This is a genomic window from Bartonella sp. AP1QHHD (assembly GCF_042196265.1).
Lineage (GTDB): Bacteria > Pseudomonadota > Alphaproteobacteria > Rhizobiales > Rhizobiaceae > Bartonella.
The window spans coordinates 39715-65226 of sequence record NZ_JBHIPW010000001.1 but is presented as its reverse complement, the minus strand read 5'-3'; the positions used below and the strand labels follow the sequence as shown (position 1 = coordinate 65226).

The 25512-nt window shown below is 37.9% G+C and carries 23 protein-coding genes and 1 pseudogene; 15 read left to right on the top strand and 9 right to left on the bottom strand.

Annotated elements, in window-relative coordinates; all coding sequences use genetic code 11:
- Positions 1-4: 4 nt before the first annotated feature.
- The 3 genes from ACFIME_RS00310 to ACFIME_RS00300 form a co-directional block, all read right to left on the bottom strand.
- The gene (locus ACFIME_RS00310) at positions 5-907 is read right to left on the bottom strand and encodes a hemin ABC transporter substrate-binding protein (RefSeq protein ID WP_375634174.1); all 903 of its coding nucleotides are present in this window, start codon (positions 905-907) and stop codon (positions 5-7) included.
- Between the two features lie 18 nt (positions 908-925).
- Positions 926-1969, bottom strand: a complete 1044-nt coding sequence (locus tag ACFIME_RS00305; RefSeq protein ID WP_375661814.1) for a hemin-degrading factor — start codon at positions 1967-1969, stop codon at positions 926-928.
- 263 nt (positions 1970-2232) lie between these two features.
- Positions 2233-4410: a TonB-dependent hemoglobin/transferrin/lactoferrin family receptor gene (locus ACFIME_RS00300; protein ID WP_375684336.1), complete on the bottom strand. Its 2178-nt coding sequence runs from the start codon at positions 4408-4410 to the stop codon at positions 2233-2235.
- 243 nt (positions 4411-4653) lie between these two features.
- Here ACFIME_RS00300 and ACFIME_RS00295 point away from each other — a divergent pair, with 243 nt between their 5' ends.
- Entirely contained in the window at positions 4654-5424 is a 771-nt protein-coding gene (locus tag ACFIME_RS00295) for an energy transducer TonB (protein ID WP_375661839.1), read from the top strand.
- A gap of 1013 nt (positions 5425-6437) precedes the next feature.
- Here the strand turns inward: ACFIME_RS00295 and ACFIME_RS00290 are convergent.
- Entirely contained in the window at positions 6438-8528 is a 2091-nt protein-coding gene (locus tag ACFIME_RS00290; protein ID WP_375661816.1) for a lytic transglycosylase domain-containing protein, read from the bottom strand.
- 251 nt (positions 8529-8779) lie between these two features.
- On the opposite strand from ACFIME_RS00290, the gene dapA reads away from it, so the two are divergent.
- Positions 8780-9664, top strand: a complete 885-nt coding sequence (gene dapA, locus ACFIME_RS00285; protein ID WP_375612952.1) for a 4-hydroxy-tetrahydrodipicolinate synthase — start codon at positions 8780-8782, stop codon at positions 9662-9664.
- Positions 9665-9682: 18 nt separating this feature from the next.
- Complete coding sequence (gene smpB / locus ACFIME_RS00280) at positions 9683-10159, top strand: SsrA-binding protein SmpB (RefSeq protein ID WP_012231306.1); 477 nt, start codon at positions 9683-9685, stop codon at positions 10157-10159.
- Positions 10160-10207: 48 nt separating this feature from the next.
- Here smpB and ACFIME_RS00275 read toward each other — a convergent pair whose 3' ends face one another.
- Complete coding sequence (locus tag ACFIME_RS00275; RefSeq protein WP_375684341.1) at positions 10208-10876, bottom strand: uracil-DNA glycosylase; 669 nt, start codon at positions 10874-10876, stop codon at positions 10208-10210.
- A gap of 566 nt (positions 10877-11442) precedes the next feature.
- On the opposite strand from ACFIME_RS00275, the gene rpoZ reads away from it, so the two are divergent.
- The 11 genes from rpoZ (at position 11443) to panB (ending at position 20841) form a co-directional block, all read left to right on the top strand.
- Entirely contained in the window at positions 11443-11841 is a 399-nt protein-coding gene (gene rpoZ, locus ACFIME_RS00270) for a DNA-directed RNA polymerase subunit omega (RefSeq protein WP_375617635.1), read from the top strand.
- A gap of 128 nt (positions 11842-11969) precedes the next feature.
- Positions 11970-14195, top strand: a complete 2226-nt coding sequence (locus ACFIME_RS00265) for a RelA/SpoT family protein (protein ID WP_375684335.1) — start codon at positions 11970-11972, stop codon at positions 14193-14195.
- A gap of 16 nt (positions 14196-14211) precedes the next feature.
- Positions 14212-14790 (top strand): orotate phosphoribosyltransferase, encoded by a 579-nt coding sequence (gene pyrE / locus ACFIME_RS00260; RefSeq protein ID WP_375661840.1) that lies wholly within the window; start codon positions 14212-14214, stop codon positions 14788-14790.
- Positions 14791-14882: 92 nt separating this feature from the next.
- Positions 14883-15473 carry a DUF2062 domain-containing protein gene (locus tag ACFIME_RS00255; protein ID WP_375661818.1) on the top strand — a complete coding sequence of 197 codons (591 nt, stop codon included), beginning with the start codon at positions 14883-14885 and terminating at the stop codon, positions 15471-15473.
- Between the two features lie 20 nt (positions 15474-15493).
- Positions 15494-15895, top strand: coding sequence for a holo-ACP synthase (acpS, locus tag ACFIME_RS00250; protein ID WP_375634162.1), 402 nt, complete (start codon positions 15494-15496; stop codon positions 15893-15895).
- A 79-nt stretch (positions 15896-15974) separates the two neighbouring features.
- The gene (lepB, locus tag ACFIME_RS00245; RefSeq protein ID WP_375611213.1) at positions 15975-16787 is read left to right on the top strand and encodes a signal peptidase I; all 813 of its coding nucleotides are present in this window, start codon (positions 15975-15977) and stop codon (positions 16785-16787) included.
- On the top strand, positions 16768-17475 hold the full coding sequence (rnc, locus tag ACFIME_RS00240) for a ribonuclease III (protein ID WP_375634160.1): 708 nt from the start codon (positions 16768-16770) through the stop codon (positions 17473-17475). The genes lepB and rnc overlap by 20 nt, the downstream gene beginning before the upstream one ends.
- A complete protein-coding gene (gene era, locus ACFIME_RS00235; protein ID WP_012754937.1) occupies positions 17468-18373 on the top strand; it encodes a GTPase Era in 906 nt (301 codons plus the stop codon). The genes rnc and era overlap by 8 nt, the downstream gene beginning before the upstream one ends.
- 25 nt (positions 18374-18398) lie before the next feature.
- Positions 18399-19145, top strand: coding sequence for a DNA repair protein RecO (gene recO, locus ACFIME_RS00230; protein ID WP_375617640.1), 747 nt, complete (start codon positions 18399-18401; stop codon positions 19143-19145).
- A 23-nt stretch (positions 19146-19168) separates the two neighbouring features.
- The gene (panC, locus tag ACFIME_RS00225; RefSeq protein ID WP_375684334.1) at positions 19169-20029 is read left to right on the top strand and encodes a pantoate--beta-alanine ligase; all 861 of its coding nucleotides are present in this window, start codon (positions 19169-19171) and stop codon (positions 20027-20029) included.
- Positions 20026-20841, top strand: coding sequence for a 3-methyl-2-oxobutanoate hydroxymethyltransferase (panB, locus tag ACFIME_RS00220; RefSeq protein WP_375661820.1), 816 nt, complete (start codon positions 20026-20028; stop codon positions 20839-20841). Before panC ends, panB begins: the two co-directional genes overlap by 4 nt.
- A gap of 92 nt (positions 20842-20933) precedes the next feature.
- Here panB and ACFIME_RS00215 read toward each other — a convergent pair.
- The 3 genes and pseudogenes from ACFIME_RS00215 to ACFIME_RS00205 all read right to left on the bottom strand — a co-directional run.
- A pseudogene (locus ACFIME_RS00215) lies at positions 20934-21082 on the bottom strand (integrase); the annotation flags it as partial.
- A 351-nt stretch (positions 21083-21433) separates the two neighbouring features.
- Positions 21434-22051: a YfbR-like 5'-deoxynucleotidase gene (locus ACFIME_RS00210; RefSeq protein WP_375661821.1), complete on the bottom strand. Its 618-nt coding sequence runs from the start codon at positions 22049-22051 to the stop codon at positions 21434-21436.
- Positions 22044-22916: a YgfZ/GcvT domain-containing protein gene (locus ACFIME_RS00205; protein WP_375661822.1), complete on the bottom strand. Its 873-nt coding sequence runs from the start codon at positions 22914-22916 to the stop codon at positions 22044-22046. Before ACFIME_RS00205 ends, ACFIME_RS00210 begins: the two co-directional genes overlap by 8 nt.
- A 64-nt stretch (positions 22917-22980) precedes the next feature.
- Between ACFIME_RS00205 and ACFIME_RS00200 the strand changes: the two genes are divergently transcribed.
- A complete protein-coding gene (locus tag ACFIME_RS00200; protein ID WP_375684333.1) occupies positions 22981-24309 on the top strand; it encodes a dihydroorotase in 1329 nt (442 codons plus the stop codon).
- A gap of 410 nt (positions 24310-24719) precedes the next feature.
- Here ACFIME_RS00200 and ACFIME_RS00195 read toward each other — a convergent pair whose 3' ends face one another.
- Positions 24720-25088, bottom strand: coding sequence for a TIGR02301 family protein (locus tag ACFIME_RS00195; protein WP_375617646.1), 369 nt, complete (start codon positions 25086-25088; stop codon positions 24720-24722).
- Positions 25089-25512 lie beyond the last annotated feature (424 nt).

The following is a 25512-nucleotide window of genomic DNA, read 5'->3' as shown; positions in this document are numbered from 1 at the left end:
TTTATCAGCTCTTACCGTTTTGATGTGCACCATAAAGTATCTCAATAAGTTCTCTTGATGCGTCTGCAGTACGTGGACCAAATCCCAAAAAATACATAGCATCCATCTGTTTTATGGCATGATTTTTCGCTGCAGTTGTTGCTTGAACTGCCGGTATGGCTAAAATCTTATCAATGCTGGTTGATCTTGCACCATGTTTTACAAGCAAAATAACATCAGGATCTGATTTCAATAATGCTTCGCCGTTGAGAAGTTTATATCCTTTATAATCGGTGATAGCATTGATAGCGCCTGAAAGTTTGATCATACTATCAGCTGCAGTACCTGTTCCAGATGCCATGACGCGTCCATTTTGCACAGAGAAAACAAAAAGAACACGCTTTGGTGTTGTTACTTTCGCCAAAAGCGCATCGTTGTCTAAAAAATTACGCTTCAATTTCTCAATTAACGCTGCGGCTTGCACTTCCCGATGAATGGCTTGACCAACGAGGCGAATCTTTTCTATCACATTTTCACGGGAGTAGTCTTCTGGTATGATCACCAGAGGTATCGATGTTTTTTTGAGAATATCAATTGTTGAAGCGGGACCACTTCCTTCAACAAGCAATATACCCTCTGGAGCAAGTGATAAAACCCCCTCAGGTGAAAGAGCACGCATATATCCAAGCACAGGAAGCTTGAGCGCTTCTTGTGGGTAGACGCTTGTACTATCACGGGCGACAAGTTGATCTTGGGCTCCCAATGCATAGACAATTTCTGTAAGTGCTCCGCCGATAGAAACAATTCGAGCATTTTCAGGAAAACGCGTTGCAGGTTCAGCAATTACTTGTTTAGAAAAACAAGTAAGAGAGAGCAGTAAACACATAAGAAAAAGGTTTGATAACCTATGTAAAAGAGATATGAACATGTCTAACCTTATCTTATCTTAGTTACTGCTGTTTTCTTGGCATGATGGCAAACTATTCAATAAAGAACGCCAATCTTCACGTTCTTTTTGACCCTCCTTGCGTACGCCAAAGAATTGAATAACCATCTCATCATCTTTATCGAAAACTTCAAGTGAACTGACATAACCATCACGGGTAGGTTTGCGAACATGCCATACTCTAGCAATTCCGGACGTGAGTAAATGAAGGTCAAATCTTGGATCAAGAACATTAAGCCAAGGTCCCATTTGCTTAATATTTTTTACAGTCCCACTAAAAATTTGAATACACCCTTTATTCCCAACAAAACACATGATTGGCAGTTCTTGTTGTGCGACTTGGTTAAGCATTATTTCAACAGCATTTACCTGTAATTCATCGGCAAATTCATTACCAACATATTTTACAGCATGATGTCGATTAATTTTAAATTCGGAAATAATTTTGTGAAGTTGGTGTACATCTGTCATTTTCCGCCAACGATCCCGAAAACTCTCAATATCCAATTCTGTTATGTCACATTGGGCTGGGAGAGAAACGGGAAGAATGTTAAGAACAGGAGACTGATCTTCAAGAAGGAGCTTTTCAACAAGTTTATTCCACTCTTCCATATTTGTCATATCTTTAGAATAGACCTTTAAAATAGCAACGCCATGTTGATCAAAGAATTGCAGACTTTTTGTAGGTTTTCCAAGAATAACGACATCATATTCAAAACCGAACTTCCATTGTTTTGTAAAAATACGCAAATCAATTTCACCAAGTGTGATAGGAATATGTTCGTTTTGAACAATTTTTTCAAAGCGTCCCGTTATTTCGTGAACAGCATATTCATTGCGAGTTAAGACCATGACGGTTCCAAGTCGAGGTGCATTTTTCAAGAGAGTAGCAACATCAGTTTGTAGCCTTTTTGCTTTTCCAATGGTACAATAAGCCGCAATAAGCTCTGCTTCAGATATACCAATCGAAACCGCAAAATCGCGGTTTCGCATTTCTTTTTTTTCTTCACGCAAACGAAGAATCATTTCAGCTGTATGTGCCATGAATTTACCTTATGTTACTTAACTCAAAAACTAACTTTCAAATTTTACAATTCCAAGGCAATAAATTAAATTCTTTTAAGAGTTCAATCTATCACAAAATAACACTCTATCGCCAACAGCTGAGCAATCAAAAAACGATAAAACAGAAAGAATTAAAACTTTTCTACCAAATCTTTGTAATTTAAAAGATGTTGAAAATAGAAACACAATAATTAATCCTTTTATCAATACGATTTTATTGACCGAATAATTAACAGAAGTGACTAAAACTTTTGTACAAACGACACCTTAAAGTTACGACCAGGCTGGCTATAATAATCTTTTGGTGTTGAACTTTTACCTGAAGGAAGTTCAGATACATTCCAATATTTTGTATTGAAAAGATTATAAACACCGGCTCTTAGAATAGGTCCCGTTTCACCGAATGGTTTCCACCACCCTGTCATATCAACGACATGATATCCTGGAATTTTTTGGTAATCAGATTCTCCGGCTACTTTGTCACGTTTAGCTGCCAAAGTAAGGATAATATCGCTTCCCCAAACCTCTTTTGCATATCCTAATCCGATAACTGCTTTCAAAGGAGGAATTGAGTTAAGATACTCCTTTTTATCAAGATCTTTTCCTTGTGAATAAGCAAGAGCAACATTGCTATGAAAACCATTTTTAAGAACTAAATGGGCTTTTGTCTCAACACCAAAAATTTGCACGTGAAAACGATTCATGTAATGCCGACGCGCAAATCTAAATTCCTCTGATGGACCTCTATCCTCAGTATCTATGAAATTCTTATATTGATTGAAAAAGGCATTGAAGGAACCACCGAAATTTACATTTCCATACCGTAGACCAACATCATACCCATTGCTTGTTTCTGGTTGAAGATCAGGATTCCCTTTCACATAATAAGCAGAAGGTTTGATATAAGAGACGTAAAGTTCTGAAATACGTGGTGCACGAAAAGCCTGTGCCCACTGAGCATAGAGCGTTACTTGATTACGAACATCCCACTCCACGCGTAATTTAGGAGAAAAGCGTGAGCCACTTCTTTCTGGAGGGAATTTATCAGAAATCAGTGCTTTCTCATAAGAAGGTGTTTTCTGAGGAACATATTTGTACCAATCATACCGGATTCCCGGTGTTACACGAAAACGATCATCAACCAACCCAATTTCATCTTCAAAAACAAAACCTAAATTGTAACCATTTGTGTCTGGTGAATCTGATCGATTCGCAGGAACAAAAAGACATCCCCGAGCGTATTCTTTTATATGACAATTGTCTTTACCTAACAAATAGTGATGAAATTTAGATGACGAAACATTTATTACAAACTTTAACGTATGGTTTATAGTGCCAAAATCCACTTTTTTAAGGGCATCAGCATTGAAACCATAATTGATATTACGCAAGAAATTATCTCTCAAATAATCCCCTTTGGGGGCTGAAACACGAACGCCTGTCATAACGTAACGACTTGATTGCTTTTGCCAATAAAGCTGCCCATTAAACGCATCAAGAACTGCATCACCATTACCATTATAATTATAAGAAAGAGAAAAGCGCTCACGAAGTTTATTATCCTGCTCATAAACCGAACCTGGAGCGTATCTTTTAGACGAATTTAATTCATGTGTGTTACTATTATGACCAAAACGCTCTGCGGTAAAACCAAGGCGGTGATTATCACTCAAATATTGATGAATTTTAAAAAGCAAGTTATTTTTATCAAAGTGAGAAGGGTTTTTGCGCGTGCGTTCCTCATACCCTTCTACTGTTCCCATATTTTTGCGCTCATGACCTTCTACATAAGATCCTTGAAAAAGTAAAAATGTCCGGTAATTACGCACAGCAAAAGTTTGATCGATGCGCCAGCTGTTATCAACAGAATTATAACCACCTTTTATAAGGCTTCCCCAATTCTTTTCTTCCACGATCAGGTCTTCAGGATCAAGAGTACGCAACGCAATGATTCCCCCTAAGGCGCCAGAACCATAAAGACTAGAATCTGATCCTTGAATAGTATCAAACGTAGAAAGAGCATTGAAATCAAAAGTTGTGTTTCCACCTCCACCACGGAATATATCATTAAACCATGGAAGAGAAATACCATCCATTGTCGTAAGAACACGGTTTGCATCTAAACCCCGAATAACGAAACTGTTATTTTCTGAGTTATAGGATACGGAAGGATTAAGACGACTCACATCATAAACATCAGTTATTTGTCTTTCATCAATATTCTTGTTGGTCTTACGATCAGTCAGAATGGTTATTGAATTTGAAGCATCTTCTATTTTTTTTCCTTTAATAAGGATTGGTTTAAGTTCAGTGACAGCACTTCCATCTTTATTTTGTGCAAAAACAAATGAAGGTATACAGACCGATAATGCACTTAAAATTACACAGCTTTTATAGATATTTTTTCGTCTTATTTGCATAACACATCATAACCCTTTTAACCATCCCCTCTCTGTTTTGAAATTTTTTTAATACAAAAAGGCTGGACTCACTGATTAAAACTTGCCAGCCAAGTAGGAATGATTTTGACAACGGCACAAAATCATTAGAAGACCATATTAAACATGATAAAATCAGTCAAGAAAAAAGTTGCAATTTCAAAATAGCCTGTTTTAATGAGATTGAACACCAATATTAAGCTTAAAATAGTGGCAGAAGAAACGATGAATTTTGCAAATACGAAACAATTATTAACTCTTTGGATTGGTGCATTTATTGGGGCTTTCTTTTTGCATGTATTATTAGCAGCACAGTTTTATTTTCAAAGTACTGGTATAAGTAATGGTTTGCTCTCGTCGGAGATTATGCTGAATTTTGTGCAAGAAACTGTATATCCGGATGTTGATACAGATTTGCCAGATATTCATAGAGAGTCGGATATTAATACAGAGCAAGAAGTATTACAGTCTGATCTCTTAGAGCAGGAGTCAGAAGGATTGGAATCCGTGGATGAAGTTCAATCGGAAGAACCTCAGCATATAGTAGAACAAGATGACTTAAAGCCTTTGGAAGAACCCCTACCTCAAAAAGTGGAGCATAAAGCGTTTATCAAAAAAACAATACCGATGCCAAAGGCTGTAGTAAAGCGCTCCAATGCAAAGGCGGTACGTTCTTCTTCCATCAACAAGGGCGGCGGTACAGCAGGGCTTGAAGATATGTTGTTAATGGAGTGGTTAGCAAAGGTACAGTCACAATTAGAAAGGCAAAAAAATTATATTGTGGGACAGCGCACCAATCGTACAAAAGGAACGGTGAAGTTAGAATTTATGGTGCATGAGCAGGGGAGTATTTTTTCTAGTCGTGTAGCAGTCTCTGCTGGTGATCCGGAACTTGATCGATTAGCGATGGCAGCCCTTCAACGCGTTGGTTCTTTTCCACCACCACCACCATCAAAAGTGAATAAAACAATTAGAGTATCCCTAATATTTAGCTGATTTTTTATGCGGGGCGCTTTTCTTATAATATATTGATTTATAATGATTGTTTATAATTTTAATGAAAGTTCAAATATAATTTATTCGAATTTTTTTGATGTTGAATCAATCAAAACCATCTGCTTACTTATGATACAAGTTGAGGAGGAGCATGAATAAAAAACTTCTAAAAAGCAGTGAATATACTTCTTATGAGTGCTCTAAATGAAAGGGTTTTTGCAATATTGGGAGTTAAGGGGTGATAGAGCTATAGCTTTTATTAATTAAAGGTCTAATCGATTTTTATACCATTCGTGAGAGGATTTTCGTAAGTACTTTTCAGATACACCGTTGTGAAATGGACTTAGAAACATTAAAATAAAACAATAATATAAATAAGAAAAACATACTATTTGGGGATACTCTGTTTTGTGTGAAGGATGTGAGCTTATATGTAAAAATGAGAAAAAAAGCAAAGCTTCATCTTCATCATTAAAAGATATTGACATATTTAAAAGTCGTAAAACCGAATGAAAAGGGAAGGGGCAGAAGAGAATTGTTTGCTTTAAGGATTTCTAACTCAATGTGTCTGTCTTTCTATTATCAGAAATAATCCAAACGATATATATAATAACGTGCTCTTATTTGGTATAGAAATGTTATAAGCAGGAAAAAATAGTCTTAAAAGATGCTGTTTCACAAGATTTGAATATTGACTAATAAGCAACAGTAAAAGGATGAGCTATTTGTTTCACTCTTCTCTTATATTTGTAATCTCTATGATATTGTCGTCTATGTTGAGAAGAAATGAATTATTTGTACTACCTGTTGATTTATAATGATAATTCATCATTTTGTATTTAAAATAAAAGACCCAAATAGCGGAGGGTTTTCTCATTTCGAATTTATTAATACTGAATCAATTAAAATTACTTTCTTATACGTCCTAAGAAAGTGGGTATGGTACTATTTAAAAAGGAATAAAAACACTTCTTATCAACGCTTTCAAATGCTATTTGGGAAGTTAAGGCATATTATTTCCGTCGACCAGAAAGCAAGTCGGTTTTTATATCTATTTTCCCAGTGAGTCTTGCTTTGTAGACACCATAATTTTCCATGACACGCATCACGTAATTACGTGTTTCTGTATAAGGAATACGTTCAATCCAATCAATGACGTTATCGAGAGATTGTCCTCGAGGATCGCCATAACGTTTTATCCATTCATTGACTCGACGGGGACCCGCATTATAGCCAATAAGAGTTAGTATATAGGATCCATTAAAACGTTCTAATTGTTCATTGAGAAAATGGGCACCTAATGTTGCATTATAATGAGCATCACTGCTAAATTTTTTAGGAGACCATGCGATTGAGTATTTTTTTGCCAGTGCTTTTGCTGTTGTAGGAAGCAATTGAAGTATACCTTGTGCACCTGCTTTTGATATGGCTGTTGGATTAAATTCGCTTTCTTGGCGTGCAATGGCATAGATAAGCGATTTTTCTTCTACAGAAATATTAGCAGAAGCTGGTATAGCTCCCAGAGGATGAGAGAGTGCACCGACATTTTTCCCCTGAAAAACAGCCATTTTTCCAATTTTGAGGCTGGTATAATAGTCTCCATTTTTTTCTGCCATAACAGCCAGAAGAGCTAATTCACCGGGGCTTTCTATTTTTTTTCCGAGCTCTCTATAAAAAATTTTAGCAAAATCAGCATAGCCGGCTGTTTCAAGACGTTGAATTGCTTTGATCGCTTTTCGTGCACTAAAATGTTGTCGCTCAGCGGTTGTTGGTTTGGGAAAGAAAACTTTAAGCTTTTTTTGGTTGAGTCGTGCAGCGGCTAATTGACCATAGTAAGTTGCACCAAAATGAGCTGCGCGATGAAAGTATTGCTGGGCATTTTGATGTTCTTCTAGCGTTTCTGCTGTTCGTCCCATCCAGTAATATCCACGTGATGCATAAAAAGGTAAAGAAGAGAGTTGAGGAATACGTGAAAAATGCTGCATTGCCAATTTAGGGTTATGAAGAAACCGTAGTGCATACCATCCTGCATGAAACTCAGCATCGACGGCTAATGCAGATGTTATACCAGTGTGCATTGCAACAAGTTGATAAGCAATTTTTGGTTTGTTTAAATCGAGCATTTCACGAGAAAGGGCGCGTTGTTCTTTCCACAATGAATGAGGGTTCATAAGGCGGAATGCATCTTTAGATGTTTTCATCATGAGTGCTGCTGCTGCATCATATTGCTCTGTTCGTCGAAGATGGCGTATTCGAGCAAACTGAAAAAGAGGATCTTTTTGCCATGATCTCTCTACAGCTTTTAATTTTTGTGTAGCTCTAGGATCATTTTTTTCAACGGCTACAAAAGCATTAAAAAGAGATTGAGCATGGGCTAATTTTGCAACGCGTGCTGCTGAATCAAAACGATGTGCATACAGCATAAACTGCATGCGTTTCAAATGATCAATAGGTTTTAATATAGCGTTTGCATTTTTAAGAACAAATACTTCTTCTTTTGCATTAAGCTGTGTTTTATGCCACCATGGCGCAATAACGTGTTGAGCACGAGTGGTTTGTCCCGTTGCGATAAGTGCTTTAGCGAAGAGAGCCATCCCTTGTGCTGTTTGGGGCGGGTGATGAGAAAATTTTTGGATGATTGCGCGTGTGACGTTGGTTTCGTTAAGAAAAGCACGTTCAGCATTGCGTTGCATCGTTTCTATACCTGGCCATCCTTTTAGCATGTTGATTGCATTAAATATTTCAGAACTGGGTATATTAGCTTGGTTTGACACCCCCAGCGCCCATGTCAAAATATGACGATCAAGGCTATGTTTTTCCATTGAATTACGAAGATTTATTGTTTTTGCAATATTGTTGTTTGCTAGTGCATCTAGCCCAGTTTTCAGTTGCTGAAGTGTAGCAGTATTGTGTGATGTCGTGTGTATCTGTTGAAGAGATTCTTGAGCTTCTTTTGCGGTAAAGGGAGTAGGGCGAACCAAAGGGATTGGTACGTTTCCTTGCAAAAGGGGTGTTTGCGCGTATGCACTTGAAAATAAAATTCTTATTGCCAGTATAAGTGCAGTAAAGGTTGATACGAAAAGAGAGGTGGAAAATACACGCATAGAGAAAAGACCTTGAGACCTTGCTTTTTGTAAAAACTTAAGGATTTATAGAACACAAGCATGAAAAACGCGTTAATATAGACGGCTTATTTTAAAGAAATGTTCAACATTTAAGGAGGGACATTTTCATCTTATGGGGGCTTTTTTTGAAATTCATCTTGCTTCAATGATAGAGCAAGATTATGCTCTATTTAAAATTTATAAAAGGCGATTATAAAAAAAATAAAAGCAAACATTATAGGGAGTTTATCATGCTCAAGGGAGCTATAACTGCGCTTATCACACCGTTTGATAACAAGGGCGCGATTGATGAGAAGGCGTTTTGTGATTTTGTTGAATGGCAGATCACACAAGGGATTAACGGTGTAAGCCCTGTTGGGACAACAGGTGAATCAGCAACGTTAAGTCATGAAGAACATAAGCGGATTATAGAATTGTGTGTTGAGCAGGTTGCAAAGCGTGTTCCTGTTGTTGCTGGAGCGGGATCAAATAGCACAAGTGAGGCCGTAGAGCTTGCACAATACGCGCAAAAAGCTGGTGCAGATGCAGTTTTGGTTGTCACTCCCTATTATAATAGACCAAATCAATCTGGTTTATACAAGCACTTTTCTTCCATTGCCAAAGCTGTTTCTATTCCAATTATAATTTATAATATTCCTGGTCGTTCTATTATCGATATGGCTGTAGAAACGATGAAAGACCTTTATCAAGATTTTAACAATATCATTGGTGTTAAGGATGCAACGAGCAGAATTGAGCGCGTTAGTGAACAAGGTGAAAAGTGTGGAAAAGATTTTGTGCAGCTTTCCGGTGATGATTGTACGGCGTTAGGTTTTAATGCACATGGAGGTATGGGGTGTATTTCAGTTTCCTCTAATGTTGCTCCAAAGCTTTGTGCAGAGCTTCAAGCCGCTTGTTTTCGTGGTGATTATAAAACAGCACGAGAATTAAATGATCGCTTGATGCCTCTTAATCGTGCTGTATTTATTGAACCTAGTCCAGCAGGTATTAAATATGCTGCTGCAAAATTAGGATTTTGTGGTGATACTGTGCGTTCTCCTATTGTTCCATTAACAGAAAGAACAAAGAAGATTATTGATGCAGCCCTCAGTCATGCTGGTCTTTTAAAAGCATAAAATGATATTGACAAAGCCATGAATAAAAAAAAGAACGCGCCCGTACGGAAAATAATTGCTGACAATCGTAAAGCACGTTTTAATTTTGAAATCCTTAATAATCTCGAGGCTGGTCTTGTCCTTCAGGGAGCGGAAGTGAAGTCCTTACGTTCTAATCATGCCAATATTGCTGAAAGCTATGCGAGTTTTGAGAATGGGGAATTATGGTTAGTAAACAGCTATATTCCTGAATATACGCAGGCTAATCGTTTTAATCATGAACCACGACGTTTGCGCAAATTATTACTTTCAAAACGTGAGATGGCACGTTTTTTTAATGCAACGTCTCGTGAAGGAATGACACTTGTTCCTCTCAAACTTTATTTTAATGAACGAGGGCGCGTTAAGTTGGAGATCGCTCTAGCGCGAGGGAAAAAGCTTCATGATAAGCGCGAAACGGAAAAAAAACGCGATTGGGGACGTGAAAAAGCAAGACTTTTAAAAAGGTATGGCTAATGGATGCGATCTAGATATTCTTTATTCATAGCGCTGTTTAAAACAGTTTTAGCATTGATCTAAGTATGTTTTTGCTGCTTGAAAGATTTGATGAAACATGGCGTCTGTCAAACGTCCAGTATTTGTATTATAACGAGAACAGTGATAGCTCGAAAAGATGCGTAATCTGCCGATGTTATTGATTTCGCCGTGTCCAAAAGGGTGAGCTAAAACTTTTGCATTAAGGGCACGTATCGTTGAATGGTGCGCAATGGTGCCTAAGGTAATAACGGCTTTAAGTTTGGGAAGATTTGTTAAAAGAGGTGAGAAGAAATAGCGGCACGTGTTAATTTCTGCACCGGTGGGTTTATTTTCTGGTGGAACACAACGAACAGAGTTAACAATTGCTGCATCAATAAGTTCAAGAGTATCGTCTGCTCTTTCTTCAAAGGTTCCTTGGGCAAAACCAAACTTTTTTAAAGTTGAATAAAGTAAGTGCCCAGCATAATCACCAGTAAATGGACGTCCAGTTCGATTTGCTCCGCGTAATCCAGGAGCAAGCCCAACAATAAGAAGGCGTGTTGTATCTGGCCCTTTATAAGGAAAGAATGGGCGCACCGGTGCGTTATACCAACTTGGTTCTTTTGCACGCCAGCCAGTGATAAATTGATGAAGCCTCGGACATAAATTGCAATTTTTGGGTGGTTCTGGGCACAGTGATGTTAATTGGCTATTCATGGTGTTAGGCATCAATCGTTTTTCTATTTTTTGAGTCTTTATAGCGTATATGACGGGTTATGTTTTGATAAACAATCTATAATGAATATAAATAAACTTTTTTAGAAGAAAGTTTAATATAAACTTATTGCTCATTATTGTGTAAAGAGAGGTCATTTTTCAGTAATTTATTCGATGAATAAGAGTGCGATACACATGACGTTCAAAGAAAAAAAGTTCTCTCTTTAGATGAAGATATTATCATAAAAAGTATGTATAAGGCTGTTGTTATTGCAAAGGGTTTAAACAGCAGGTATTCCTTTTAAAAGGATAAGGACTCCAGACAAGTATTTTGTCAAGAAAGACCTCCCTTTGTTTGAAGTCAATCTATTGGAATGCTTTTAAAAGAAATTTTGATAACGAGCATGGATAGGTTATACATTTTTATAAATTTTCCAAGAATTTTTTTAAATAAGTTCTTTAATCAAAAAATATAAAAGTTTGTGTTGTTTTTCTTGTGTTTTATTTTGATTATTGTATATACTCCTTTATCCGCTATTATTTTTTTATTTGAGAAAGAGGCATAAATGGCCCGCGTAACGGTAGAAGATTGTATTGATAAAGTTGACAACCGCTTTGAATTGGTACTTTTAGCAGGTCATCGGGCGCGTCAGATTTCACAAGGAGCGCAGATTACGGTTGATCGTGATAATGATAAAAATCCAGTTGTTGCTTTGCGTGAAATAGCAGAAGAAACATTGTCGCCTGCTGATTTAAAGGAAGACCTTATTCATTCGCTGCAAAAGCATGTGGAAGTAGATGAGCCAGAAATGGCAAGTGGATTTATTACCCATTCAGGTGAAGCTGAAAGTGTTTTTAATACGTCGTCGCAAGAAGAAGGTACTTCATTTGATCATATGTCAGAAGAAGAGCTTTTAGCGGGTATTGAAGGTTTGGTTGTTCCAGAAAAAAGTGACGATTATTAATTGCAGCAATTTATGTTAGAGGGGTAAAGATACTTTGTCATGTGAGGAGCAATTATTTTTCGTGTCTTTTATTAATAGGACGTGTTCAATAAAGATTAGGGGTGTGAAAAGATAAAGGATATGCTCGTATGATGCGTCAGTGTGAGCTTGTTGGACGTGTTCAACGTTACAAGTCTGACGTAGATGAGGCTCTTTTAAACAGGGCCTATGATTATGCAATGAAAAAGCATGCACATCAAAAGCGTGCGTCAGGTGATCTTTATTTTTCTCATCCTTTAGAAGTTGCTGCTATTTTGACAGATATGCGGTTGGACGAGGCAACGATTGCTGTTGCTCTTTTGCATGATACAATTGAAGATACAAGCGCTACACGAGCAGAAATTGATCAGCTTTTTGGTTCTGAAATTGGAAAGTTGGTTGAAGGGCTTACAAAGCTTAATAAGCTTGATCTTGTATCAAAGAAAGCCGTACAAGCAGAAAATCTTCGTAAACTTCTTATAGCTATTTCTGATGATGTTCGTGTTCTTTTAGTCAAACTTGCTGATCGTCTTCATAATATGCGTACCCTTGGTGTTATGCGTGATGATAAACGTCGGCGAATTGCTGAGGAGACGATGGATATTTATGCGCCGCTTGCTGGTCGTATGGGTATGCAGGATATGCGCGAGGAATTAGAAGATCTCTCTTTCTTTTATTTAAATCCAGAAGGTTATCGTACGATTACCAATCGTCTTTCTGAGTTATCAAAACGCAATCGTGATTTGCTTTCCACAATTGAAAACGAGTTGACAAAACTTTTTTTCGAGCATGGCATTAAAGCGAATGTTAAAAGCCGTCAGAAAAAGTCGTATTCCGTCTTTCGCAAAATGGAAAGCAAGGCGCTCTCTTTTGAACAATTATCCGATATTTTTGGATTTCGTGTGATTGTTGAAACAGTGGATGATTGTTATCGCGCTCTTGGTGTTATTCATACGACTTGGCCAATGGTTCCAGGTCGTTTTAAAGATTATATTTCTATACCAAAGCAGAATGATTATCGTTCCATTCATACAACGATTGTGGGACCATCGCGACAACGTGTTGAATTGCAGATTAGAACTGCTGCTATGGATGAAATTGCTGAATATGGCGTTGCGGCACATTCTATTTATAAAGAGAAAGGTTCTAATTATTCGGCTTCGAGGTTATCAAATGAAACAAATGCGTATGCATGGTTGCGTCAAACGATACAATCTTTGTCTGATGGAGATAATCCAGAAGAGTTTTTAGAACATACAAAACTTGAGCTTTTTCAAGACCAAGTTTTTTGTTTTACGCCGAAAGGTCGATTAATTGCTTTTCCTAAAGGAGCTACGCCTATTGATTTTGCTTATGCCGTCCATACAGATATCGGTGATTCTTGTGTTGGTGTAAAAATCAATGGTCGTATTATGCCTTTAATGACCAAATTAAAAAATGGTGATGAGGTTGATATTATTCGCTCACACGCTCAAATTCCGCCAGCAGCATGGGAATTTCTTGTTGTCACGGGTAAAGCACGTTCAGCTATTCGACGAGCAAGTCGTGCAGCGGTACGTAAACAATATTCGGGTTTAGGATATCGTATTCTAGAGCGTTCATTTGAATATATGGGAAAGCAATTTTCAAAAGACCTTTTGAAGAAAGTTTTGCCACGTTTAGCACGTAAAGATGTAGAGGATGTATTGGCTGCTGTTGGGCGTGGAGAGCTGTTTTCCGCTGATGTGATTAAAGCGGTTTATCCTGATTATCAAGATCACCGTGTGGTACAAAAGTCATCTTTTAAGCCTGGGGAAGAAGGTTGGTTTAATATTGAAAATGCTCAAGGTATGATTTTTAAAGTTCCAGAAAATGAAAAGAATGGAATGGTCGAGAATCATCAATCTAAAGCCTTGCCTATTAGAGGAACCCGTGGAGATATACCCGTACGTTTTTCACCGGAAGGAGCAGTACCTGGAGATCGGATTGTTGGTATTATGCAGCCAGGAGCTGGGATCGTTATTTATCCAATCCAGTCTTCAGCTTTGATGGCGTATGATGATCAACCAGAACGATGGATTGATGTCCGCTGGGATATTGATGCCCAAATGAATGAACGTTTTCCTGCACGGATGAATATTTTAGTTGTAAATAGTCCTGGTTCTTTGGCTGAAATTACACAAATAATTTCTGCTAACGATGCCAATATCCAAAATTTATCTTTTATCCGTACAGCACCAGATTTTACAGAAATTATGATTGATTTGGAAGTGTGGGATTTAAAACATTTGAATCGTATTTTTTCTCAGTTAAAAAAGGCAGGTTCAGTAAGTACAGTACGGCGGGTTCATGGATAAAAAGAAAGATTTTGCAATGAATACACAAGATGTCATTGATATTTTTAAACAAGCAGATGCTATTCTAGAAGGGCATTTTATTTTAACATCGGGGCGCCATAGTGCGACTTATATGCAAAAAGCGAAAGTATTCATGCATGCTGACTTGACGGAAAAGTTATGTCGTGGATTGGCTGAAAAAATCAGAAAATCTATCGAGGGAAAAATTGACTATGTTGTTGGTCCCGCAATTGGCGGTCTTATTCCTTCCTATGAAACTTCACGTCACCTTGGTGTTCCTTCTCTTTGGGTAGAGCGTGTAAATGGCATCTTTGAATTGCGTCGTTTTGAAATCAAGAAGGGTGCACGGGTTGTTATTGTTGAAGATATTGTAACAACGGGTCTTTCCATTCGTGAGACTGTTGAAGCGCTTGTTGCAGCAGGAGCAGAGGTATTGGCCAGTGCATGTATCCTTGATCGTTCTGGTGGTAAGGTCAATGTTGGAGTTCCATTGATTGCGCTTGCTGAATACGAGATAACCTCTTATGCTAGTGATGCACTTCCTGCAGAGCTTTCTGTTCTTCCCGCGATTAAACCAGGCAGTCGAAATATTTAATTGTCGTTCTATTTTTTTGTGCAAAAGCTTAAAAAGATTAATTTGGATGATATAGATTATTTCATCATCAAAAGATGTATATTGAGAGTGATATGCTTTTTCGTCGTCGAAAACCAATAGATTTTGTAACGCGTATTCGACTTTGGTTATGGCCACGTCGTTCATTTTCTCGCTCATTTTGCTACATACATAAACGTATTTTGCGTATATCAGCAACACCGCATGAAGTAGCATTAGGGGTTGCTGTTGGCGTTTTTTTAGCTTGTTCCCCTTTCTTTGGGCTGCATATTATTTTGGCAATATTTTTTTCTTGGCTTTTGCGTGCAAACTTTGCTGCCGCAATCATTGGGACAATTTTTTCTAATCCACTCACATTTTTATTGATTGTCATGGCTGATTATAAAGTAGGGTATTTTTGTTTATCACTTTTTAGCGATGTCAAAGAGATTTCTCTTTCGCAAATTCGTGCTCTATTTAATGGTTTGACATTGTCAAATCTCTCTCTCCTCTTTAAAGGCGCATGGGACACAATTATGAGTCCTATGATTTTAGGGGGAACTCTTTTAGGTATTGTTTTTGGTGGTTTATCTTATATAGGTGTTTACAGAGCAACGGTTCGTTTTAAACAAAAGCGATATCAAAAGATTATAAAAAAAAGGCGTTTAAAGAAGCGCTCATCGTAAGAAAGATCGGGTAATATCTTATGATTATTGGTCTTGGAAATGATCTGGTTGATATACGACGTATTGAGAAAATGTTGGTTCGTTATGGTGAGCGTTTTATCCAACGTATTTTTACGGATATTGAAAGGAATAGATCTGAAAATCTCAAAAAAAGCTCCTCTTCTTATGCAAAAAGATTTGCTGCTAAAGAAGCATGTGCTAAAGCCTTAGGAACGGGAATCGCTTGTGGTATCAATTGGAAAGACATGGGGGTCGTTAATTTGCCATCTGGTAAACCAATAATGCAATTAACAAATCGTGCGCAAATACAACTTCAAAAGTTATTACCTCCTCATCATGATGCAGTTATTCATCTTAGTATAACAGATGATTTTCCTTGGGCACAGGCATTTATTATTATCGAAGCACTTCCACGTGGATAGATGGCGTGAGAGATTGTGCTTTTGTTATTTGAATATTATGATGAAAAAAATTATATCTGTGATGAGAAGGCAGTTGGTGATGATCCAAAAAGATAAAGTGCATAAAAAAGAAAAAAAAGGTGGGCTTCGTGAATTTATTTCTGTTTTAATACAGGCTTTGCTTTTAGCAGCGTTTATTCGGACACTTTTTTTCCAGCCGTTTAGTATTCCTTCCGGTTCAATGCGTCCTACTTTGTTGGTGGGAGATTATCTGTTTGTTTCTAAGTATGCATATGGGTATTCTCGTTTTTCCATCCCCTTTTCTCCTCCTCTTTTTTCTGGACGGATTTGGGCATCTCAACCTCAACGTGGAGATGTGGTCGTTTTTCGCTTACCAAGTAATCCGAAGATTGATTATATAAAACGCGTTGTTGGGCTACCAGGTGATCGTATACAAGTCCGTCAAAGTGTCCTTTATATTAATGATGAGGCTGTTTCACGTCACTTTATGGGGGAGATTGATAATTCTGATATAACGGAAGTGAACTATCCTGTTGAGGTTTATCGCGAGACAATGCCTAACGGTGTCAGTTATGATACACTTGATTTAGCTTTCATCCCGAAAGTTGATGATACAGAAGTCTTTGAAGTTCCTCAGGGACATTACTTTATGATGGGGGATAACCGCGACAATTCAGATGATAGTCGTTTAGATGTAGGCTATGTTCCAGAAGAAAATCTTATTGGTCGCGCGAGCGTGATTTTCTTTTCTATCAGTAATGGTTCAAGTGCTTGGCAGATTTGGCGTTGGCCATTTGATGTGCGTTGGAAACGTTTGTTTTCTTTCATAAATACGGTTCATGATTTGCCGCTTATCAAGCAAGGAAACAACGATGAAACGTCTCATGATTGATCAGCTTTTCAAGCTGACGGGGCATCGTTTTAAAGATGAAGAGAGGTTAAAGAAGGCATTAACACACTCGAGTGTACAAGATTCGGAACAGGGGAATTATGAACGACTAGAGTTTCTAGGGGATCGGGTTTTAGGGCTTTTGATTGCAGAGATGCTGTATCAACTTTTTCCTCAGGCAAGTGAAGGTGAATTATCAGTCCGTTTAAATCATCTGGTCAATGCACAGACATGTGCTGATATTGCGCGTGAAATGAGACTTCCTGATATGATCCGTGTTGGTTTTGAGATGAAAAATTTTGAGGGGCGTCGACTTATCAATATGCATGCAGATGTCGTGGAAGCTTTGATTGCCGTAATATATCTCGATGGAGGATTGGAAAGTGTTCGCCCTTTTATTCAAAAATATTGGCAAAGTAGGGCAAAGAAAATGGATGCTGGTCGACGTGATGCCAAGACAGAATTACAGGAATGGGCACATATCCAAGGCAATGCACAACCACATTATCAGGTTATAAAACGTTCAGGTCCAGATCACGATCCTGTTTTTATGGTAGAGGTCAGTATTTCTGGGTTTGCTTCAGAGATTGGGCAGGGAAGCTCCAAAAGATATGCTGAAAGAATGGCAGCTGAAAAAATTTTGCGACGAGAGGGTGTATGGAAAACAGTGGGAAAAAATAATCATGAGTGACGTTATGAAAACGCGTTCTGGGTTTGTTGTGCTTATTGGGATGCCTAATGCCGGTAAATCGACATTGGTTAATCAATTGGTTGGAACAAAGGTTTCAATTGTAACACATAAGGTACAAACAACACGAACTTTAATCCGCGGTATTGTCATTCATGATGATGTGCAAATTGTGTTGGTCGATACACCGGGTGTTTTTCGTCCCCATAAGCGCTTAGAACGAGCCATGGTCTCTGCTGCTTGGGGAGGGGCTAAGAGCGCTGATGTTCTGCTTGTTTTAATTGACGCTCAAAGTGGTCTTTCGGATGAAGTTGATATGATGTTAGATATTGTAAACAATATGAAACAAGAAAAAGTTCTTGTTCTTAATAAGGTTGATACAGTTGTTAAATCATCTCTTCTAGCGTTAACCACTAAAATAAATGAACGTGTAAAGTTTGCGCAAACATTTATGATTTCTGCTCTAAACGGTTCTGGTTGCAAGGATTTACTTCATGCGTTGAGTAACATGATGCAGGAAGGGCCATGGTATTATCCGGAAGATCAAATTTCTGATATGCCTATGCGTCATCTTGCTGCTGAAATTACGCGTGAAAAACTTTTTCTTCGTCTTCATGATGAACTTCCTTATTCCTCAACGGTTGAAACAGAAAACTGGGAAGAGCGTTCAGATGGTTCCGTTAAAATTAATCAAGTTATTTATGTCGAGCGTGAGAGTCAGAAAAAAATTGTCTTAGGAGCAAAAGGCGATACAATTAAAGCGATTGGTCAAGCAGCACGTAAAGAACTCATGGAAATTATGGATCAAAAGGTTCATCTTTTTCTCTTTGTGAAAGTGCGCGATAATTGGGATACCGATCCAGAACGTTATCGTGAAATGGGATTGGATTTTTTAAAATAAGATTTTTAAAAATAATTAAAGTAAAATGAAGTGGAAAGAACAAGCCGTTATACTTGGTACGCGCCAATATGGTGAAACAAGTGTTATTCTTGAGATTATGACACGTGAACATGGTCGTTATATGGGAGTGGTAAAAGGGGGGCGCTCGCGTCGCATGGCAGCTCTTCTTCAACCTGGAAATTTTGTGGAGGCTGAATGGTGGGCTCGTTTAGACGAACATTTGGGACTTTTTCGGCTTGAAGCTCTTGATTTACATGCGGCACGATTAATCTGTCTACCAGAAGCACTTTATGCTTTGCAATTGATAGCTTTTCATTTGCGGCTTCTTCCCGAACGTGATCCGCACCCCATTTTATATGATATTTTACACCTTTTTATGCAGAATTTTGATGAACCATTTGTAAATGCAGAATTGCTTGTACGTTTTGAAATGCGGCTTCTTGAAGAACTTGGTTTTGGTCTTGATTTATCTTGTTGTGCTGCAACAGGTCGTCAGGAAAGGCTTCATTACGTATCACCAAAATCTGGTCGGGCTGTCTGTGAAGAAGCAGGAGAACCTTGGAAAAAAAAGCTTCTTATTCTACCACAGTTTCTTGTACAAAGAATGACTCGTCCTGCTGATTTTAGTGATATAATAAATGGTTTTATACTGACGGGTTTTTTTCTTATGCGTCATGTCTGGGAGCCACGAGATATAAAGCAGCCGTCAGTGCGCATGAATTTGATACAATTGTTTGAGCGCCAATTTGGTGTACAGGCATTAATTTGTTGATCTGATGATAATTGAATGGGAAAATGAGAATTTTAAAGACAATTGCTGAAGTTCGCCAATATACTTCAGAGGAACGACGTTTAGGTTTTTCGATTGGTTTTGTTCCAACAATGGGGGCATTGCATGATGGTCATCTTGCATTAGTACAGTATGCAAGAGCAATGTGTGATCGCGTAGTGGTTTCTATTTTTGTCAATCCAAAGCAATTTGGACCTCATGAAGATTTTTCTCAATATCCAAGAGATTTGAAGGGCGATTGTGCTTTGTTAAAAGAAGCAGGTGTTGAATGTGTTTTTGCTCCTTCTGTAGATGAAATGTGGCCACCAGGAAATGACACAATTGTACAAGTGAAAAAATTATCACGTATTTTGATGGGAAAATTACGTCCAGGGCACTTTTGTGGTGTAACAAGCGTTGTTGCTAAACTTTTTAACATTGTCCAACCAGATAAGGCTTTTTTTGGGGAAAAAGATTTTCAACAAATTTTAATTATTCGGCGTATGGTTGAAGATTTGGCTTTTCCTATTGAAATCGTTGGAGTTCCTATTCTACGGGAGTCAGATGGTGTAGCTTGTTCTTCACGCAATCAGCTTTTAACATTAGAAGATCGTAAAGCTGCCAAAATTCTTCCTGAAAGTGGAAAAGCTGCTGAAAAGCTTTACCATGAAGGTGAACGGTCGGTTGATAAATTATGCAAAACTGTTCATGATATTTTACAACAAGAAACGCGTGCAATCATTGAAGCGATAGATTTACGGGATATGGAAACTTTATGCGTGATTAGAGGAACATTGAATAAACCAGCAGTTTTACTTCTTACTGTCCGCTTTGGTGAGGTAAGGCTGATTGATCAATATATATTGCAAGAGAAGGGTGGAAAATGAGTGTACATAAAACCGTAAAGCGTATAACATCTTCCGAAATACGTGCAAGAAAGAGACAACAGCCAATTGTTTCTTTAACAGCTTATCAAGCTTATACTGCGCGGATTGCTGATCCATATTGCGATATCCTTTTGGTTGGTGATAGCGTTGGGATGGTTGTGTATGGGTTTGAGACAACGCTTCCTGTTAATTTAGATATGATGATTTTACACGGGAAAGCCGTGGTGCGTGGATCTCAAAAAGCTCTTGTGGTTATTGATATGCCTTTTGGTTCTTATGAAGAAAGTCCAGAACAAGCTTTTTTTAATGCATCGCGTATTCTTGCTCAAACGGGGTGTGGTGCAGTTAAGCTTGAAGGGGGGAGTTATATAGCAGAAACAATAGATTTTTTGTGTAAACGTGGCATTCCAGTGATGGGGCACATTGGTCTTACACCCCAGGCGGTGAATCGTTTTGGTGGCTTCAAAACACAAGGACGCAAGGAGAATGATTGGCAAAGAATTGAAGCAGATGGAGCAGCGATTGAAGAGGCAGGTGCTTTTGCTATTGTTTTAGAAGGGATTGTCGAACCTTTAGCGGTGAAACTGACAAATAAGCTTTCTATCCCTACGATCGGTATAGGGGCGTCTAATCAATGTGATGGACAAGTATTGGTTATGGAAGATATGTTGGGCTATGGTTCTCATGTGCCAAAATTTGTACGCCGTTATGGAGACCTTGAACAAGCCATGGAAACTGCAATAAAGAATTATGCAGAGGATGTCACATCTCGTGCTTTCCCAGCGGATAATGAAGTTTATAAACTAAAATAAACTTCAGTTTAAGATGAAAGGTTTGACAAGAGGACATTTGTTGTTTTGATAATAAATGTGCATTATTTAATATATTTTGTATACAATTTGAGCTGTGATTTTTCCATTTCTTGAATGGAGTCACGCCTCTCATGCAAAACAGAACGCCATTGGGTCGCTAATTCACGTGCTTTTTTAAAAAGAGCTTTCTTAAGGCACCCAATCCTATTTCGCGACGGCGTTCGTGAATAGTATAGTGGTAAGTCCCTTATGAAGTGTATAAAATTTATAGAGCACTCCCGTCTTTACGCTTCATAAGAGAGCAAGCCGGCATCATCACACACTTTGCCAATTTTCAATGCTGCGACAGCGCTTAGCACTTGAGATGGTTCATAAGAAGCATTTTAACTCTTTCTTTAAAAAATTTTACCCACACGCCAGCCGCGCTTGTGGTGTGCAAGAGAATGATTTTGATTGATTCAATATAAACAGATTTGAAATGAGTGAAGCTTACGATATTAGGAGCTCTCATTCAAAATGAAAAAACAATGAATTATTATTATAAGTCAGTGTGATGAGTCTGTAATGACAAGGAATCAACAATGCGAAGAGTCTATAATCTTTGGGCATCTAAGTCATTAAAGCGCGTTAAAAATGCGTTTTCAATGTGTTGTGTAGAATAGGGGGATAAATTAAGATCATCGGGTAGAATATTATTGGGAGAGCCAAAATAGCGAAGGGCTTCTTCTGTATTAAATCCAGCAAGCGTAATCGCTTCATAATAGGCAGCAATACGGTCGGCTTGTTTAATTTTTTTTAAAAGTTTTTGAGAAAGATCAACGGGAAGAGAAAAGCGCATGTGGATAGCATCTTGGATGCGCTTTTCAACGCGTTCATATTGTTTTCCTATGACAGCTTTAAAAGGGGAAATCATATCGCCGATGACATATTCTGGAGCATCATGAAGAAGGGTATAAAGACATTCGTTGCTTCCCGATTGTGGAAAAAGTTTTTGAAATATTTGTTCAACCAAAAGTGAATGTTGTGCAACAGAATAGGCATGCTCTCCTCGTGTTTGACCGTTCCAACGTGCTACGCGAGCAAGTCCATGGGCAATATCTTCAATTTCAACATCAAAAGGAGAAGGGTTGAGAAGATCAAGTCGCCTTCCAGAGAGCATTCTTTGCCAAGCGCGGGCTTCTCCATTTTTTAATAATTCAGCTTTAGCCATGCGTGTTTTCTATAGTATTTTCAGGAAAGGTAAAATTCATATTTTCAGCAATGCTTATAGTGACAGGAATGTTTTTTACAGTAAAGGGGATGTTATGATCCATAGCATCTTTGACGTGGTCAATACGCATTAAAGCAAGAGCCTCATTTTCTACACATGTTCCCAAGTAGCCAAGCACTTTTGTTCTTGCTTCAATGCTAGATTGAGGGGTTAATTTACACTGGCCTTTTACAATAAAAATACGGCGACGTGCTGCACGGCGGTGGTGCATTCGTGAAACAATTTCTTGTCCAATATAACATCCTTTATTGAATGCAAGTCCATTGATTTGATCGTAATTAATATCATGAGGAAAGACTTTGCCAATTTCATAGTCTTGATCACTTTCCGCAATTGCATAACGGATACGCAATTGATTCCATGTGTCATGATATTCTGAAGTCAAAAAAGGTTTTTTGCCATAGATTCGTATTATTTTTTCTTGTTGTGGGAAGCGTTTATCAACAAAACTTGAATCAAAATTTAAAGCATCTGATTCATTATTCAAAGAAACTGTAACAAGCTCTTGGAATGGTTGTGTAATTTCTACTTTTTTGCGCAGCTTATAGAGCAACAGACGCTTATGGAGCGTATCAGCTAAAGGCATTCTGATATCAATCAAGTAACCATCTTCTTTTTTTCCGATAAGAAAATCAGCAAGAACCTTTCCTTGTGGGGATAAAAGGGCTCCAGGGAAAAGTTCCTGTGGACTGATTTTTTTTACATCTGTCGTGATCAGGGATTGTAGAAAATCTGTTGCTTCTTCACCTGTAATTTGAATAAGCCCGCGGTTTTTTAAGCAAATGGCATTTTGTTTTTCAATCATGGTTCTTGCCTTTCTGCTCAAAGTTACATAATCGATAAGTGAGCAATATGTAAGGAGCGTGGTTATGTTTAAAACATTTGATACAATTTTTAAAGGTGCAACACTTGTAAATCATGATGGAAGAAGCAAGCGTGATATTGGTGTTACAAATGGTCGTATTGCTGAAATAGGTAACCTTACATGTGCATCGGCTAGTGAGGTCATTGATTGTACGGGGCTTCATATTTTACCAGGAATTATTGATAGCCAAGTGCATTTTCGTGAGCCAGGAAATGAATATAAGGAGGATTTGGAAAGTGGCTCGTATTCTGCTGTTTTAGGGGGTGTTACGGCAGTTTTTGAAATGCCTAATACCAATCCATTGACAACATCAGAAGAAACATTAAGCGATAAGGTTCAACGTGCATTTCATCGAATGCATTGTGATTTTGCATTTTGGGTTGGAGGAACGCGTGAAAATGCTCATGAACTATCTGAATTAGAAAGACTTCCTGGTGCGGCTGGAATTAAAGTCTTTATGGGGTCCTCTACCGGTGATCTTTTGGTTGATGATGATGAAAGTGTACGCCTTATTTTGAAGAATATACGCCGTCGTGCGGCTTTTCATTCTGAAGATGAGGCGAGGCTCAAAGAGCGTAAAATATTGCGTATTGAAGGGGATGCATCGTCACATCCGATTTGGCGTGATGAAGTTGCGGCATTAAAATGTACGCAGCGTTTGGTAAAAATTGCTCATGAGACGAAGGCTCGGATTCATGTGTTACATCTTTCGACAGAAGAAGAAATTGATTTTCTAAAAAAACATAAGGATGTTGCAACAATTGAAGTGACACAACATCATTTGACTCTCACGGCTGATGATTATAAGAAGTTTGGTACATTAATTCAGATGAATCCGCCTATTCGTGAGCCGCGCCACCGTGAAGCTCTTTGGTACGGTGTTCAACAAGGAATTATTGATGTCTTAGGTTCAGATCATGCGCCTCATACTCTTGAAGAAAAACTTCAACCTTATCCCTCTTCACCTTCAGGTATGACAGGCGTGCAAACAACAGCAGCAATTATGTTGACACATGTGAATGCAGGAAAAATATCTCTTGAACGTTTTGTTGATCTCACTTCACATGGCCCTAGTCGTATTTTTGGTATAAGTTGTAAAGGGCGCATTGCTGTTGGGTACGATGCTGATTTAACCATTGTTGATCTTAAGCGAGAAGAAATTATTACGAATAGCTTAATTGGTTCGCGTACCGGTTGGACACCTTATGATGGTCAAAAAGTTAAAGGTTGGCCTGTTGGGACTATTATCCGTGGTATGCGCGTTATGTGGGAAGGTGAAATTGTCACACCTTCACAAGGAGAGCCTGTTAAATTTATGGAAACTTTGGTGTAAAAAAATTAAAATTATAAGTATGCCGTAAAATACCATCTTTTAGAGTGGTGATATAGGGTATGTCAGCCTCTTTGGCACATAAGTGTTTTTTTTATGCGTGGTGAATATTTTTAGGCTTGTTTTTAGAAACTATGAAGCAAAAGTGGGAAGCCAAGAGGAACCTTATTCAACAAGAACCTAGATTATTTACAGAGCAAATTTAGTTAAAAATCTTTGTCCTTTGAGGTGTGGGGAGGAAGCCAAAGAACGGTTTTATATGGGGAAAAAGGCGCATATGAATAAAAGCGTATCAAGACATTATTCTTTAAACGTCTCTCTATTTTCAGAGCTGGTTTATTGCTCCCCGCATTTGTGAAAGGAGTATCATTGATATCGCTAAAATTGAGAGAGCTACTTTTTGTATAGATTAATTATTTATAATGCATGAGGAGGTTTTCAGATAAAATTCTTCCTTCCTCAATGTATTTTTGATTGGCTTCAATGGCTGCTTGTGTACAATGATGATAATTTTCTGAGAAAGCACGATATGCTTCATTAAACGCTTCATAAAAATAAGCACGTCTTTGTGGAATGGGGTGTTCTGCTTCAATCAGTGCATTCATATAGTCATACCATTGGTTTGTTGGAGGCTCGCAAAGATTTTGGAGAGAATGCAATGATCCCAAAATTTCTGCTAGTCGGAGTAATTTTTTTTCATAAGGTGGAGATTGTTGTGCAAAGGCTGGCATTGAAATGACAAGAAATATTAAAATAATGATGTTTATCAATCTATTATGCATTATTTTTATTGCTTTCTTTGAATAAAACTCTGTAAAGATAAAATAATTTTGTCATGAGAACGGTGTAAAAAATAAAGTTAATTGCTACATTATTCTCAATTATTGATTATAAAATATAGGGCGTAAGAGGCAGTAAGGAACCCATTGTGGAATATTGAAAATACTGACGAAGCTTTGTGTGGTTAAAAATTTAAGATTTTCTGCCTCCAAGCTATCTATTTTTCACATAGATTTATATTGTATTGCCTATAGATTTTTTTCTAAGCTCATTTTCTTTAAGGAGGGAAAGCATCTCTAATGATAGAACGCTTTTGTCCAATCAAATAAAATAGATTGTTTTTATGATAAACGATGAATACAGCCGTAAATACAATGGGAAAATGGTAAGAAGAATTTACTATAAGATACAAGTTTTTAGCTTAAA